This is a genomic window from Pseudomonas sp. JBR1, from assembly GCF_028198185.1.
GTDB lineage: Bacteria > Pseudomonadota > Gammaproteobacteria > Pseudomonadales > Pseudomonadaceae > Chryseomonas > Chryseomonas oryzihabitans_E.
Map to the genome: position 1 here is coordinate 4403073 of NZ_CP116340.1, position 15162 is coordinate 4418234.

A 15162-nucleotide genomic window follows, 5' to 3' on the forward strand; every position below is an offset into this window, starting at 1 on the left:
ATCATTAATCCTTTTCCTCTCCGCCTCGCCAGCGCTCTGGGATAGCTGACAAGGTTGCCCGATAGGGCCCGGCGCGTGCAAGGGGCGGCGCTACGGGGCGCTTATCCTACCTTTTTCCTGCATCTTTCGGTTGATCTGACAGCAGAAACCCCGCGAAAGCGGGGTTTCTGATCTACATCAGAGGACGGTAGCGGGATCCCGTTACCGTCCTGTGGCGGCTTACAGCAGCAATCCGCGGATTTCCGCCAGCAGATCGCCCAGACGCTTGGTGAAGCGCGCTGCGGCGGCCCCGTTGATCACGCGGTGATCATAGGACAGCGACAGCGGCAGCATCAGGCGTGGCTGGAAGGCCTTGCCGTCCCAGACCGGCTGCATGCTGGCCTTGGACACGCCGAGGATCGCCACTTCCGGGGCATTGACGATCGGCGTGAAGCCGGTGCCGCCGATGTGACCCAGGCTGGAGATGGTGAAGCAGGCGCCCTGCATGTCGTCGCCGCTGAGCTTCTTGGTCCGCGCCTTTTCCGCCAACTGGGCGGCTTCGGCGGCGAGTTGCAGGAGGCTCTTCTGGTCGACGTTGCGGATGACCGGGACCAGCAGGCCGTCCGGGGTGTCCACGGCGAAGCCGATATGCACGTACTTCTTGCGGATCACCGCCTTGCCGCTGGGGGCCAGGGAGGCGTTGAAGTCCGGCAGTTCCTTGAGCACATGGGCACAGGCCTTGAGCAGGAACGGCAGGATGGTCAGCTTGACGCCGGCCTTTTCCGCGACGGCTTTCTGGCCGACCCGGAAGGCTTCCAGATCGGTCACGTCGGACTGGTCGAACTGGGTCACGTGGGGCACGTTCAGCCAGCTGCGATGCAGGTTGTTGGCACCGACCTGCATGAGGCGCGTCATCGGCACCTCTTCGATCTCGCCGAACTTGCTGAAGTCCACGGTGGGGATCGGCGGGATGCCGGCACCACCGGTGGCACCTGCAGCCGCGGCCGGAGCCGCCTTGCTCTTCTGCAGCTGATCCTTGACGTAGGCCTGGACGTCTTCCTTGAGGATGCGACCCTTGGGACCGGTCGGGGTCACCTCGCCCAGGTCGACGCCGAACTCGCGGGCGACCATGCGCACGGCTGGACCGGCATGGACCTTCTTGCCCTTGCCCGCAGCGGGTGCGCTGGCGGGTGCGGCGGCCTTGGCCGGAGCCTCGGCTTTCTTCTCGGCAGACGGCGCGCTGGCAGCGGTGTTGCCGGCAGCCGGCTTGGCCGCCTGCTTGGGCGCGGCGCCAGCCACCTTCAGGGTCAGGATCAGATCGCCGGTCTTGGCCTGGTCATTGACCTTGATGGCAACGCTTTCCACCACGCCCGCCTTGGGCGCCGGGATTTCCATGCTGGCCTTGTCGGACTCCAGCACGATCAGCGACTGCTCGGCCTTGACCTGGTCACCGGCCTTGACCAGCACCTCGATGACGTTGGCACTGCCGGTGGAGCCGATGTCGGGGACCTTGATCTCCTCGACCGACTCACCGGCCGGCTCGGCGGCGGCTTCTTCGTGCAGCTCCGGCTCGGCGGCTTCCTTGGCGGGCGTATCGCTGGCCTTGGATTCGACGCTCTTGCTCGGCTTGGCATTGGCGGCGCCCTTGAGCACCAGGATCAGATCGCCGGTGCCGACTTCGTCGCCGACCTTGACATAAATGCTCTCCACCACGCCAGCGGCGGGGGAGGGGATTTCCATGCTGGCCTTGTCGGATTCCAGGGTGATCAGCGTCTGCTCGGCGGCGATGGTGTCGCCGGGCTTGACCGCCACCTCGATGATGCTGGCCTTGCCGCTGGAGCCGATGTCGGGGACATGGATCTCCTGGGCCTCGCCTTCGCCGGCGGACGCCGAAGCGTCCTCGTCGCCGGCCGGCGTCGGGGTTTCGCTTTCCTCGACCTGGGTCTGCTTGGACTCGGCCTTGGGCTCGGCGGCGGGCTCGCTGCCAGAGGCGGCGTCCTCGCCTTCCAGGTCGATCAGCAGATCACCGGTCTTGAGGGTATCGCCGACCTTGATGTGCAGGGCGGCGATCTTGCCGGCCTTGGGGGCCGGGATCTCCATGCTGGCCTTGTCGGACTCCAGCACCACCAGGCTCTGTTCGGCCTCGACGGTATCGCCGACCTTTACCAGCAGCTCGATGACTTCGCCGTCGCCACTGCCGATGTCGGGTACGCGGATGGTCTCGCTCACAGTTGTTTCCTCTTATCCGTGTGCCGCATCAGCAATCCAGGGGATTGCGCTTCTCGGTGTCGATGCCGAACTTGGTGATGGCGTCAGCCACGACCTTGCGTTCGAGCTTGCCTTGGTTGGCCAGCGCCTGCAGAGCGGCGACGGCGACCCAGCGGCGGTCGACCTCGAAGTGATCACGCAGCTTCTTGCGGCTGTCGCTGCGACCGAAGCCGTCGGTACCCAGCACCTGGAATTCGGTGGGGACCCACTGGCGGATCTGGTCGGCGAACAGCTTCATGTAGTCGGTGGACGCGATTACCGGGCCCTGGCGCTCGCCCAGGCACTGCTCGACGTAGGTCAGGCGGCGCTCTTCCAGCGGGTGCAGGCGGTTCCAGCGATCCACGGCCAGGCCTTCACGGCGCAGTTCGTTGAAGCTGGTGACGCTCCAGATATCGGCGCCGACGCCCATCTCGCGCAGCAGGCTCGCGGCAGCGCGGACCTCGTTGAGGATGGTGCCCGAGCCCAGCAGCTGGACGCGGTGCTTGAAGTCGCCCTGCTCTTCTTCCAGCAGGTACATGCCCTTGATGATGCCGTCTTCGACACCCTGCGGCATGGCCGGCTGCTGGTAGTTCTCGTTCATCACGGTGATGTAGTAGAAGACGCTCTGCTGCAGTTCCATCATCTGATGGATGCCTTCGCGCATGATCACCGCCAGCTCGTAGGCGTAGGTGGGATCGTAGCTGCGGCAGTTGGGGATGGTGCCGGCCAGGATGTGGCTGTGACCGTCCTCGTGCTGCAGGCCTTCACCGTTGAGGGTGGTACGCCCGGAGGTGCCGCCCAGCAGGAAGCCGCGGGTCTGGGCATCGCCCGCCGCCCAGGCCAGGTCGCCGATCCGCTGGAAGCCGAACATCGAATAGAAGATGTAGACCGGCAGCATGGGCTGGTTGTAGTTGCTGTAGGCGGTACCGGCGGCGATGAAGGAGGACATGGCGCCGGCCTCGTTGAGGCCTTCCTGGAGGATCTGGCCGTCCTTCTCTTCGCGGTAGTACATCACCTGGTCGCGGTCGACCGGCTCATAGAGCTGGCCGTGGGGCGAGTAGATGCCCAGCTGGCGGAACATGCCTTCCATGCCGAAGGTACGGGCCTCGTCGGCGAGGATGGGCACGATGCGCTTGCCCAGGTCCTTGTCCTTGACCAGTTGCGACAGGATGCGGCCGAAGGCCATGGTGGTGGAGATCTCGCGATCGCCGGAACCGTCCAGTACCGCCTTCAGGGTTTCCAGGGGCGGGGTGGGGATGCTGAGGCTGCGGGCGCGACGCTGGGGCAGGTGACCGCCCAGAGACTCGCGGCGACCCATCAGGTATTTCATCTCGGCGCTGTCGTCGGCCGGACGATAGAAGGGCAGCTCGCTGAGCTGGGAGTCGTTCAGCGGGATGTCGAAGCGATCGCGGAATTTCTTCAGCGACTCCACATCGACCTTCTTGGTGTTGTGCGCGGTGTTCTTGGCTTCGCCCGCACCGGTGCCGTAACCCTTGATGGTCTTGGCCAGGATGACGGTGGGCTGGCCCTTGTGGTTGACCGCCTGGTGGTAGGCCGCATAGACCTTGTAGGGGTCGTGACCGCCACGGTTGAGCTTCCAGATCTCGTCGTCGGACAGGTCCTCGACCATCTTGAGCAGCTCGGGATTGGCGCCGAAGAAGTGCTTGCGCACATAGGCACCGTCCTTGGCCTTGTAGTTCTGGTATTCACCATCGACCACGGCGTCCATGCGTTGCTGCATGCGACCTTCGGTGTCGCGGGCGAACAGCGGATCCCACATGCGGCCCCAGAGGACCTTGGTGACGTTCCAGTCGGCGCCACGGAAGATGCCTTCCAGTTCCTGGACGATCTTGCCGTTGCCACGTACCGGGCCGTCGAGGCGCTGCAGGTTGCAGTTGATGACGAAGATCAGGTTGTCGAGGTTCTCGCGGCCGGCCAGGGAGATGGCGCCCAGGGTTTCTGGCTCGTCGCACTCGCCGTCACCGATGAAGCACCAGACCTTCTGCTTGCCTGCGGGGATGTAGCCGCGGTTCTCCAGGTACTTCATGAAGCGGGCCTGGTAGATGGCGGTAATCGGACCCAGACCCATGGAGACGGTCGGGAACTGCCAGAAGTCGGGCATCAGATGCGGGTGCGGGTAGCTCGACAGGCCCTTGCCGTCCACTTCCTGACGGAAGTTGTTCATCTGGTCTTCGGAGAGGCGGCCTTCCAGGAAGGCACGGGCGTAGACGCCGGGGGAGGCATGGCCCTGGTAGTAGATCAGGTCGCCGCCGTGCTCTTCGTTGGGCGCCTTCCAGAAATAGTTGAAGCCGATGTCATAGAGGGTGGCGCTGGAAGCGAAGGTGGAGATGTGGCCACCCAGATCCGGATCCTTGAGGTTGGCGCGCATGACCATCGCCAGGGCGTTCCAGCGAACCAGGGAGCGGATACGCCGCTCCATGAACAGGTCGCCCGGCATATGGGCTTCCTTGGTCACTGGAATGGTGTTGCGATAGGGGGTATTGATGGAGTAGGGCAGCTGGGTACCACTGCGGGTAGCCAGTTCGCCCATGCGGGTCATCAGATAATGAACACGCTCCTCGCCTTCGTGGTCGAGGACGGACTCAAGGGCGTCCAGCCATTCCTGGGTTTCGACGGGATCGAGATCTTGCATGGCTTGCTCCAGGGCGGAAAGGCTTCCAAAATCGGTCGCCTCAGGGTCGCCGCCGGCCTCTTGGGGGCAGCGAAAATTCTTGGATTTATGACCGGACGGTTCCGATCGGCGTGTAGTTTTACTACAAATTCAAATCCGTTTCAGCTCCGAGCTGTAATGCGATAAAAAACAATTCGACGTTTGTCGAACGCGCTGCTCAAGGGCTCGCGAACTCCGAACCACGGACGTGATAACGGTTCCCGCTCGGACCAGGTGGTCCGTCGGAATGTCCCTGGTAGGGGGTTCGTGGCAGGGCGGTGGGGTTCGACCGTCCCTGCGCAGGACTGCCCATGATACCCCTCCTTCGTCCCGATCTGCCTCCGACTCTCGTCGCATGTGCCGAGCTCGCCGACCGGCGTCTGGCCGACGTCCTGGTCGAGGCGCCCGCGGCGGCGGCCCGCCAGGCGAACTGGTCCGCAGAGCGGCGCGCCGACTGGCGGCGGGTGGCCGCCCTCAGCGATTTCGTCGTCGAGCAGTTCTGCCGCCTGCCGGAACCGTGCCTGGCGCTGGTCGACAGCGGTGACCTGGATAAAGCGCTGGCGGCGGGGGAGATGGCGCAACGGCTGCGCGAGGTGCTCGTCGATTGCCCGGACGAAGCCGAGCTGGGTCGCCGGCTGCGGCGCTTTCGCATGCTGCAGCAGGTACGCATCGTCTGGCGCGACCTGACCCGCCAGGCCGATCTGGTGGAGACCTGCCGCGACCTCAGCGAGCTGGCCGATGCCTGCATCGACCAGGCCTGCGCCTGGTTGTACGCCCAGCAGTGCGCCCAGTTCGGCGTGCCGACCGGGCGCTACAGCGGTGAGCCGCAGCAGCTGGTGGTGCTGGGCATGGGCAAGCTGGGCGCGGGCGAGCTGAACCTGTCTTCCGACATCGACCTGATCTTCGCCTACGGCGAGGCAGGGGAGACCCGCGGCGCACGGCGCGAGCAGGACAACCAGGAATTCTTCACCCGGCTCGGGCAGCGGCTGATCAAGGCGCTGGACGCCACCACCGTGGAAGGCTTCGTCTTTCGGGTCGACATGCGCTTGCGGCCCTATGGCAGCGCCGGCGCCCTGGTGCTGAGCTTTGCCGCCATGGAGCTCTATTACCAGGACCAGGGCCGCGACTGGGAGCGCTACGCCATGATCAAGGCGCGGGTGGTCGGTGGCGACCAGGCCAGCGGTGCCGAGCTGCTGACCCTGCTACGACCCTTCGTCTACCGTCGCTACCTGGATTTCTCCGCCATCGAGGCCCTGCGCAGCATGAAGCAGCTGATCCGCCAGGAGGTGCGGCGGCGCGGCATGACCGAAAACGTCAAGCTGGGGGCGGGCGGCATCCGCGAGGTGGAATTCATCGCCCAGGCCTACCAGCTGATCCACGGCGGCCGCGATCCGGCGCTGCAGCAGCGGCCGCTGCTCCAGGTGCTGACCAGCCTGCGTGAGCGGGACTATCTACCGGCGGCGGCCGAAGCCGAGCTCCGCGAGGGCTACTGCTTCCTGCGCTATGTCGAGCATGGGCTGCAGGCCATCGCCGACCAGCAGACCCAGACCCTGCCGGTGGATCCCCAGGGGCGGGCACGGGTGGCCTTCCTGATGGGTCATGCCGACTGGGATGAATTCAGCGCGGCGCTTGACGGCTGGCGCAGCCGCATCGACTGGCACTTCCAGCAGACCATCGCCGATCCCGAGGAGGAGACCCAGAGCGCTGAGCTGGAGGACAGCTGGCTGCCGTTGTGGGAAGACCTGCTCGATCCTGAAGAGAGTGTGGCGCGACTGCGCGAGGCGGGCTTCCAGGGTCCGGAACAGGCGCTGGAATTGCTGGCCAACCTGCGTACCAGCGGCCAAGTGCGTGCCATGCAGCGCGCCGGTCGCGAACGCCTGGATGCCTTCATGCCGCGGCTGCTGGATGCCGTCAGCGCCGACGAGCAGCCCGACCGCGCCCTGGAGCGGGTGCTGCCGCTAGTGGAGGCGGTGGCGCGGCGGTCCGCCTATCTGGTCCTGCTCAGCGAGAATCCGCCGGCCCTGGCGCGGCTGCTGGAACTCTGCGGCGCCAGTGCCTGGGTGGCCGAGCAGATCGCCCGCTATCCGGCGCTGCTTGACGAATTGCTCAACGAGGGGCGGCTCTATCATCCGCCGCAGAAGCCCGAGCTGGCCGCCGAATTGCGTGAGCGCCTGATGCGCCTGCCCGAAGAGGACCTGGAGCAGCAGATGGACGTGCTGCGCCATTTCAAGCGCGCCCACAGCCTGCGGGTGGCGGCGGCGGAGATCGCCGGCAGCCTGCCGCTGATGAAGGTCAGCGACTATCTCACCTGGCTCGCCGAAGTGATCCTCGAAGAGGTGTTCGGGCTGGCCTGGCGCCAGTTGGTGCAGCGCCATGGCACGCCGCTGCGGCGCGACGGTTCGCCCTGCCAGCCGGATTTCATCATCGTCGGTTACGGCAAGGTCGGCGGCATCGAACTCGGCCATGGCTCGGACCTTGATCTGGTGTTCATCCACGACGCCGATCCCCTGGCCGAGACCGACGGCGCCAAGCCCATGGATGGCGCCCAGTTCTTCAACCGCCTGGGCCAGCGGATCATCCACCTGCTCACCACCACCACCCCGGTGGGCACCCTCTACGAGGTGGACATGCGGCTGCGGCCATCCGGCGCGGCGGGGTTGCTGGTCAGCTCGCTGGAGGCCTTCGAGCGCTATCAGCGCAGCGAGGCCTGGACCTGGGAACACCAGGCGCTGGTGCGAGCTCGGGTGGTGGCGGGCTGTGCGCACCTGGGCGAGCGCTTCGATGAGGTACGGGCACGAATACTCGGGCAGCAGCGAGAGCTGGCGGGGCTGCAGGCGGACGTGGCCGGGATGCGCGAGAAGATGCTCGACAACCTCGGCACCGCGGTGACCGCCGGCGGATTGGGGCCGAACGCGCGCCGGCCGGAGCAGCTGTTCGACCTCAAGCAGGATGCCGGCGGTATCGTCGATATCGAATTTATGGTCCAATACGCCGTTCTGGCCTGGTCGTGGCAGCATCCCGAATTGCTGCGTTTTCCCGACAACATCCGCATCCTGGAGTCCCTCGAGGCGGCTGGTCTGTTACCGGCCACGGACGCCATCGTCCTGCGCGAAGTCTACAAGACCTACCGCGCCGCGCTGCACCGCCTGGTCTTGCAGAAGCAGCCGGGCAAGGTGCCGGCCGACGGCTTTCTCGCCGAGCGCGACGAAGTGCGGCGCATCTGGCATGGCCTGGGGCTGGACATGGCCTCTGGCAATCCGGCCACCTTTTAGGCCGCCATCAGTAAGGAGAGGCAAGATGTCGATGTCCGTGCGCGACCTTTCGATCAGGCATGGCCTGACGGAGCGGGAGTCGGCCACCCGCTAGGTGCCGATCACCTTCCAGCATGAATATTCTGATCATCGGACCCAGTTGGGTCGGCGACATGGTGATGGCGCAGACCCTCTTCGTCTGCCTCAAGCGCCAGCATCCCGACTGCCAGATCGACGTACTCGCCCCCGAGTGGAGTCGCCCGCTGCTCGAGCGCATGCCCGAGGTGCGCGCGGCCCTGAGTTTTCCGCTCGGCCATGGCGCCTTCGAGCTGGCCACGCGTCGGCGCATCGGCCAGGAGCTGCGCGGTCGCTATGACCAGGCGATCCTCCTGCCCAATTCGCTGAAGTCGGCGCTGGTGCCCTATTTCGCCGGCATCCCCCAGCGCACCGGTTGGCGCGGCGAGATGAGATTCGGTCTGCTCAACGACATCCGCACCCTGGACAAGGCCCGCTATCCGCTGATGATCGAGCGCTTCATGGCGCTGGCTTACCCATCGGGCGCCGAGCTGCCCAAGCCCTATCCCGAGCCGCGGCTGGTCATCGATCCGGCCAGCCGCGACGCCGCCCTGGAGCGCTTCGGCCTGACTCTGGACCGGCCGGTGCTGGCTCTCTGCCCGGGCGCCGAGTTCGGCGAGGCCAAGCGCTGGCCGGCCGAGCACTACGCTGCCGTGGCCGATGCCCGCCTGCGCCAGGGCTGGCAGGTCTGGCTGTTCGGTTCGCAGAAGGATGCCCCGGGTGGCGAGGAGATCCGCGAATGGGTCACCCCCGGCTTCGAAGAGGATGTCTACAACCTCGCCGGGCGCACCTCCCTGGCCGAGGCCATCGACCTGCTCTCCTGCGCCAGTGCGGTGATCAGCAACGATTCCGGCCTGATGCACGTGGCCGCTGCCCTGGATCGCCCGCTGGTAGCGGTCTATGGCTCCACCTCGCCGGGCTTCACGCCGCCGCTAGCCAGCCAAGTCGAAGTGGTGCGCCTGGGTCTGGAATGCAGCCCCTGTTTCGACCGCACCTGCCGCTTCGGCCATTACGACTGCCTGCGCCTGTTGCAGCCGAGTCTGGTGCAGGAGGCCCTCGGCCGCCTGGTCGCCGATCCGGTCGAGGTGGGCTAGATGCGCGTGCTACTGATCAAGACCTCGTCCCTCGGCGATGTCATCCATACCCTGCCGGCGCTGACCGATGCGGCCCGGGCCATCCCAGGCATCTGCTTCGACTGGGTGGTGGAAGAGGGCTTCGCCGAGATTCCCGCCTGGCACCCGGCCGTGAGCCAGGTGATCCCGGTAGCCCTGCGCCGCTGGCGCAAGCAGCCCTTTTCCGCCTGGGCCAGTGGCGAGTGGGGCGAATTCAAGAATCGGGTGCGCGAGCAGCGCTATGACCGGGTAATCGATGCCCAGGGCCTGCTCAAGAGTGCCTGGCTGACCCGTTACGCCGAGGCACCGGTCGCCGGTCTCGACCGCAATTCCGCGCGCGAGCCCCTGGCCAGCCGCTTCTATGACGAGCGCTACCACGTTGCCAAGGGACAACACGCCCTGGAGCGCATCCGCCAGCTGTTCGCCCAGGCGCTGGACTATCCACTGCCGACGGGCGTGGGAGACTACGGCCTGGACCGGCAACGCCTGGCCGGTCCCAACGAGACGCCCTATGTGGTGTTCCTCCACGGCACCACCTGGGTCAGCAAGCACTGGCCCGAGGCCCACTGGCGCGAGCTGGCCGAGCGCATGAGCCAGCTGGACTGGCCGGTGCGACTGCTGTGGGGCAACGAAATGGAACATGCCCGTGCCGAGCGCATCGCCGATGGGCTCGACGGCGTCCAGGTGCTGCCGCGGCTGAATCTGGCGGGCGTGGCCAAGGTGCTGGCCGGTGCCCGTGCCTGCGTGGCGGTGGACACCGGTCTCGGCCATCTGGCGGCCGCCCTGGACGTGCCTACCGTCTCGCTCTATGGTCCGACCAGTCCGAAGAAGGTCGGTGCCTATGGCCGTTCCCAGGTGCACCTAAGCGCCGTGGGCCTGGACGGCACCGACGAGCCGCGCGACCAGCCCGCGGCCAGTCTCGCCGCCCTGACCCCGGAACGGGTCGAACTGGAACTGGAAACCCTGCTGTTGGAAGACCTCCCCGCATGACCCTGGCTTTCGTGCTCTACAAGTACTTTCCCTTTGGCGGCCTGCAGCGGGACTTTCTGCGCATCGCCCAGGAGTGTCAGCGCCGTGGCCACGCCATCCGCGTCTATACGCTGATCTGGGAAGGTCCGGTGCCGGAAGGCTTCGACGTGCGGGTGGCCCGGGTCAGCGCCCTGTTCAATCACCGCCGCAACGAGAAATTCCACGCCTGGCTGCAGGCGGACCTGGCCCGTGATCCGGTGGACCGGGTGATCGGCTTCAACAAGATGCCAGGGTTGGACGTCTATTACGCCGCCGACCCCTGTTTCGAGGACAAGGCCCAGACCCTGCGTAATCCGTTGTATCGCCAGTGGGGCCGCTATCGCCACTTCGCCGAGTACGAACGGGCGGTGTTCGCCCCCGAATCGCCGACCGAGATCCTAATGATCTCCGAGGTGCAGCAGCCACTTTTCGTCAAGCACTACGGGACCCCGGCCAAGCGTTTCCATCTCTTGCCGCCGGGCATCGCCGCCGACCGGCGAGCGCCGGCCAATGCCGCCGAGATCCGCGCCGACTTCCGCCGTGAATTCGAGCTGGAGGAGGGCGAGCTGCTGCTGGTGCAGATCGGCTCCGGCTTCAAGACCAAGGGCCTGGATCGCAGCCTGCGGGCCCTGGCCTCCTTGCCCAAGGAGCTGCGCCGCCGCACCCGGTTGTTCGCCATTGGCCAGGACGATCCCAAGCCCTTCCTGCTCCAGGCCAAGGCCCTGGGCGTGAGCGACCGGGTCGACATCCTCAAGGGCCGCAGCGACATCCCGCGCTTCCTGCTCGGCGCCGATCTGCTGATCCATCCGGCCTACAACGAGAACACCGGCACCGTGCTCTTGGAGGCGCTGGTCGCCGGGCTGCCGGTGCTGGTGACCGACGTCTGCGGCTATGCGCATTACATCGACGAGGCCCGCGCTGGCGCGGTGGTGCCGTCGCCCTTCGCCCAGGAGACCCTGGACCGGATGCTCGCCGAGCTGCTGGCCGATCCCGAGCGCCGCGCGGTGCAGGGCCGCAATGGCCTGGCCTTCGCCGACAGCGCCGATCTCTATTCGCTGCCCGAACGTGCTGCCGACGTCATCCTGGGGGTGGCATGACCCTGGAGTTGCGTGAACCCTTCGCCAGCCTCTGGGCCGGCCAGGATCCCTTCGTCGCCGTGGAAGCCTTGCAGGGCCAGGTCTATCGCGAGCTGGACGGGCGCCGTACCCTGCGCACCGAGGTGGCCGGACGGGGTTATTTCGTCAAGATCCACCGCGGCATCGGCTGGGGCGAGATCGCCAAGAATCTGCTGCAGGCCAAGCAACCAGTGCTGGGCGCGCGTCAGGAATGGCAGGCCATCGAGCGCCTGCACCAGGTCGGCGTGCCGACCATGACCGCCGTGGCCTTCGGCGAGCGCGGTGCCAATCCGGCGACCCAGCATTCCTTCATCATCACCGAGGAGCTGGCGCCCACCGTCAGCCTCGAAGACTTCAGTCTCGACTGGGTCCGCCAGCCGCCCGAACCGGGGCTCAAGCGGGCGCTGATCGCCGAGGTGGCGCGCATGACCGGCACCATGCACCGTGCCGGCGTCAATCATCGTGACTGCTATATCTGCCATTTCCTGCTCGACACCGCCCAGCCGGTCACGGTGGCCAACCTGCGACTATGGCTGATCGACCTGCACCGTGCCCAGTGCCGCACCCAGGTGCCCCGGCGCTGGCGCGACAAGGACCTGGCCGGGCTGTATTTCTCCGCCTTGGGCATCGGCCTGACGCGGCGCGACTTTCTGCGCTTTCTGCGTGGTTACTTCCAGCGGCCGCTACGCGAGGTCCTGCGCGACGAGGCGTCCCTGCTGGCGCGTCTCGAACGCAAGGCCGCCGCGCTGCTGGAGCGCAAGGAACGCTATGGGGACCGGCTCTGATGGCTGACTGGCGGATCGATTCCAGCGTCGCCCACCTGCCCGAATTCGCGACCCTCGAAGCGGTGTTCGCCCTCAGCGGCGAGCGCCTGACCAGCGATCCGCTGTCGGAAGTGGTGCGCATCGAGCGCGACGGCATCCGCTACTACGTCAAGCGCTACCACGGCGCCGGCAAGGGGCTGCGCCGCTATGTGGGGCGGCCGCGAGTCAAGGCCGAATGGCAGAATCTCAAGCGCTTCGCCAAATGGGGCATCGCCACCGCACCGGTGGTGGCCTGGGGCATGGAGCGCTCGCCACGGGGCTTCGCCCGGGGCGCCATGATCACCCGCGAGATTCCCAACACCCTGGATCTGGCCGAGCTCGCACGGCGCGAAGATCCACGGCTGCGCGACCGGGTCTGGGTGGACAACGTCAGTCGCCAGCTGGCCGCGGCGACCCGCACTCTGCACGACCACCATTTCGTCCACAACGATCTCAAGTGGCGCAATCTGCTGGTGGATGGCCAGGGCGTGCTCTATCTCATCGATTGCCCGGCCGGCGCCTTCTGGGTCGGCCACTGGCTGCGCTGGCGCATCGTCAAGGACCTGGCCTGCCTGGACAAGGTGGCCAAGTACCAGCTGTCGCGCACCCAGCGCCTCAGGTTCTATCTGCAATACCGTGGCCGCGCGCGCCTCAGCGACAACGACAAGGGGCGCATCCGCGAGGTGCTGGACTATTTCAAGGGGCGGGAATGAACGAGGTATGGGCGGCCGAGGACAAGGCCGTGCTGGCCGGCCAGGGCCTGGACAGCTTCGAGGCGCTATGGGCGCTGGAGCTGGCCGCGGTGGACGAGCCCAATCGCGGCCGTGGCGGCTTCAGCCAGGTGTTTCGCCTGGATGTGGCTGGGCACGGCTACTACCTCAAGCGCCAGCGCGATTACCTGACCCGCACCCTGGCCCGTCCCCTGGGCGAGCCGACCTTTGCCCGCGAGAGCCGCAACATCCGCCGCTACGCCGCGCGTGGCATCCCCGCGCTGGAGTTGGCCTACTACGGCGAGCGCCGCGATGAGCAAGGCTGGCGCGCCATCCTGGTGACCCGTGCGCTGGACGACTGGCGCGACCTCGACAGCTGGCTGCGCCTCTGGCCGCACCTGGCCCCGGACGAGCGCCAGGCGGTGCTGGTCGCTGTGGGTGACCTGGCCCGGCGCCTGCACGGTGCTGGCCAGGTGCATGGCTGCTTCTATCCCAAGCACCTCTTCTTGCAACGCCAGGGCGAAGGCCTGGTCGCGCGGCTGATCGATCTGGAAAAGACCCGCCCGCTGCTGTTCGGCCGGCGTGATCGCCTGCGCGATCTCGAACCCCTGCTGCGCCGTGCGCCCGAGTGGAGCGAGCAGGACGTCGCGCGACTCCTGGCCAGCTACCTGCAACAACCCCAGGACAGCGCCGCGGTGCGTGACTGGAGTCGCCGCCTGGCGGGGCGCCGGCGTCACAAGGAGCGAAAGGCATGACCCTGGAACAGCTGGCCAAAGCCGGCCGTGCGCCGACGCTGCCACTGGGGATCGAGCTGCCCGGCGGTGAGCTGGAGCTGCTGTCGCTGCTGCGGGTGCTGCCCGGCCAGCGCTATGTCGGCGAAGCGCGTTGGCAGGGGCGGCGGGTGCTGGCCAAGCTGCTGGTGGGCGAGCGCGCCGCCCGGCAATTCGCCCGGGAGCGCGAGGGCTGTCGCCTGCTGGCCGCCGCCGGGGCGCCGACCCCAGCGCTGCTCGACAGCGGCGAGGCGAGCGGGCAGGGCGCCTGGCTGCTGTTCGACTTCATCGAGGCGGCGCCCAGCGTCGAGCACCTCTGGCAGCGGATCGCCGGCGAGCCGCCCCTGTCATCCGCGCAGAACGACCTGCTCGGCACGGCCCTCGCCACCCTGGCGCGGTTGCACGCCCAGGGCCTCTGGCAGGCCGATCTGCATCTCGACAACCTGCTGGTCAAGGATGGCGCGGCACTGGTCATAGACGCGGCGGACATCCAGGCCGAAACGGTCGGCCAGCCGCTGTCCCAGGCGCGGGTGCAGGAGAACCTGGCGGTGTTCTTCGCCCAGCTGCCTGCCGCCCTGGATGCCCAGCTGGAAGAGCTGCTGATCCACTACCTGCTGGTCAATGCCGAGCACGCCTTGCGCCTGGAGGCCTTGCTGGCGCGGACCGCCGAGATCCGTCGCTGGCGCCTGACCGATTACCTCAAGAAGAGCGGCCGGGAGTGCACCCTGTTCGCCGTCACCCGTAGCGCCTTTGGGCTAATCGCCGTGCGGCGCACCTGGCTTAGCCGCCTGGAAGGCCTGCTGACCGATCCCGATGCGGCCCTGGCCGGGCTGCCGACCTTCAAGGATGGCGGCGCCGCCACCGTGGCCCGGCTGCCCTGGCAGGGTCAGGACCTCGTGCTCAAGAGATACAACATCAAGGGCTTCGGCCACTGGCTGACGCGTTTCTGGCGACCGAGCCGGGCCTGGCACAGCTGGCGCGAAGGGCATCGGCTGCTGTTTCTCGGCATTCCCACGCCGGAACCCCTGGCCGTGCGCGAGCGCCGCTTCCTCGGCCTGCGCGGGCGGGCCTATCTGGTGACGCCCTTCGTCGACGGGCCCAATCTGCTGGAGCGCTTCGCGCCCTACGTGGATTCCGCACCGCCGACGGCCGAGCTGGACGCCCTGCTGGCGCTGGTCGACGCCCTGCGTCGGGAGCGCCTCGGCCATGGCGACTTCAAGGGCACCAACCTGATCTGGCACGACGGCCGCTGGCTGGTGATCGACCTCGACGCCCTGCAGGCCCATGACAGCGACCGGGCCTACGCTGGTGCCTATGCCCGCGATCGTGCCCGGTTGCTGCGCAACTGGCCGGCTGACAGTGCCCTGCATCGCCTGCTCGACGCGCGCCTGCCGCCGGCCTGACCGGCGTACCGTCATCTG

General features: G+C 67.1%; 10 protein-coding genes. 8 read left to right on the forward strand and 2 right to left on the reverse strand.

Going from position 1 to position 15162, the window contains the following annotated elements; all coding sequences use genetic code 11:
* Window positions 1-219: 219 nt before the first annotated feature.
* Window positions 220-2208 (reverse strand): dihydrolipoyllysine-residue acetyltransferase, encoded by a 1989-nt coding sequence (gene aceF, locus PJ259_RS20400; protein ID WP_271653978.1) that lies wholly within the window; start codon window positions 2206-2208, stop codon window positions 220-222.
* Window positions 2209-2236: 28 nt separating this feature from the next.
* Window positions 2237-4879 (reverse strand): pyruvate dehydrogenase (acetyl-transferring), homodimeric type, encoded by a 2643-nt coding sequence (aceE, locus tag PJ259_RS20405; protein ID WP_059313711.1) that lies wholly within the window; start codon window positions 4877-4879, stop codon window positions 2237-2239.
* A gap of 329 nt (window positions 4880-5208) precedes the next feature.
* Here aceE and glnE point away from each other — a divergent pair, with 329 nt between their 5' ends.
* The 8 genes from glnE (at window position 5209) to PJ259_RS20445 (ending at window position 15144) form a co-directional block, all read left to right on the forward strand.
* Window positions 5209-8169 (forward strand): bifunctional [glutamate--ammonia ligase]-adenylyl-L-tyrosine phosphorylase/[glutamate--ammonia-ligase] adenylyltransferase, encoded by a 2961-nt coding sequence (glnE, locus tag PJ259_RS20410; protein ID WP_271653979.1) that lies wholly within the window; start codon window positions 5209-5211, stop codon window positions 8167-8169.
* A gap of 113 nt (window positions 8170-8282) precedes the next feature.
* Complete coding sequence (gene waaF / locus PJ259_RS20415; protein WP_271653980.1) at window positions 8283-9317, forward strand: lipopolysaccharide heptosyltransferase II; 1035 nt, start codon at window positions 8283-8285, stop codon at window positions 9315-9317.
* Complete coding sequence (waaC, locus tag PJ259_RS20420) at window positions 9318-10325, forward strand: lipopolysaccharide heptosyltransferase I (protein WP_059313714.1); 1008 nt, start codon at window positions 9318-9320, stop codon at window positions 10323-10325. It abuts the gene before it with no gap.
* Window positions 10322-11440: a glycosyltransferase family 4 protein gene (locus PJ259_RS20425; protein ID WP_271653981.1), complete on the forward strand. Its 1119-nt coding sequence runs from the start codon at window positions 10322-10324 to the stop codon at window positions 11438-11440. The genes waaC and PJ259_RS20425 overlap by 4 nt, the downstream gene beginning before the upstream one ends.
* Window positions 11437-12243, forward strand: a complete 807-nt coding sequence (gene rfaP, locus PJ259_RS20430) for a lipopolysaccharide core heptose(I) kinase RfaP (RefSeq protein WP_271653982.1) — start codon at window positions 11437-11439, stop codon at window positions 12241-12243. Before PJ259_RS20425 ends, rfaP begins: the two co-directional genes overlap by 4 nt.
* Entirely contained in the window at window positions 12243-12974 is a 732-nt protein-coding gene (locus tag PJ259_RS20435; RefSeq protein WP_059313717.1) for a lipopolysaccharide kinase InaA family protein, read from the forward strand. Before rfaP ends, PJ259_RS20435 begins: the two co-directional genes overlap by 1 nt.
* Entirely contained in the window at window positions 12971-13726 is a 756-nt protein-coding gene (locus PJ259_RS20440) for a lipopolysaccharide kinase InaA family protein (protein WP_271653983.1), read from the forward strand. The genes PJ259_RS20435 and PJ259_RS20440 overlap by 4 nt, the downstream gene beginning before the upstream one ends.
* Window positions 13723-15144 carry a phosphotransferase gene (locus PJ259_RS20445; protein ID WP_271653984.1) on the forward strand — a complete coding sequence of 474 codons (1422 nt, stop codon included), beginning with the start codon at window positions 13723-13725 and terminating at the stop codon, window positions 15142-15144. Before PJ259_RS20440 ends, PJ259_RS20445 begins: the two co-directional genes overlap by 4 nt.
* The last annotated feature ends 18 nt before the right edge of the window (window positions 15145-15162 follow it).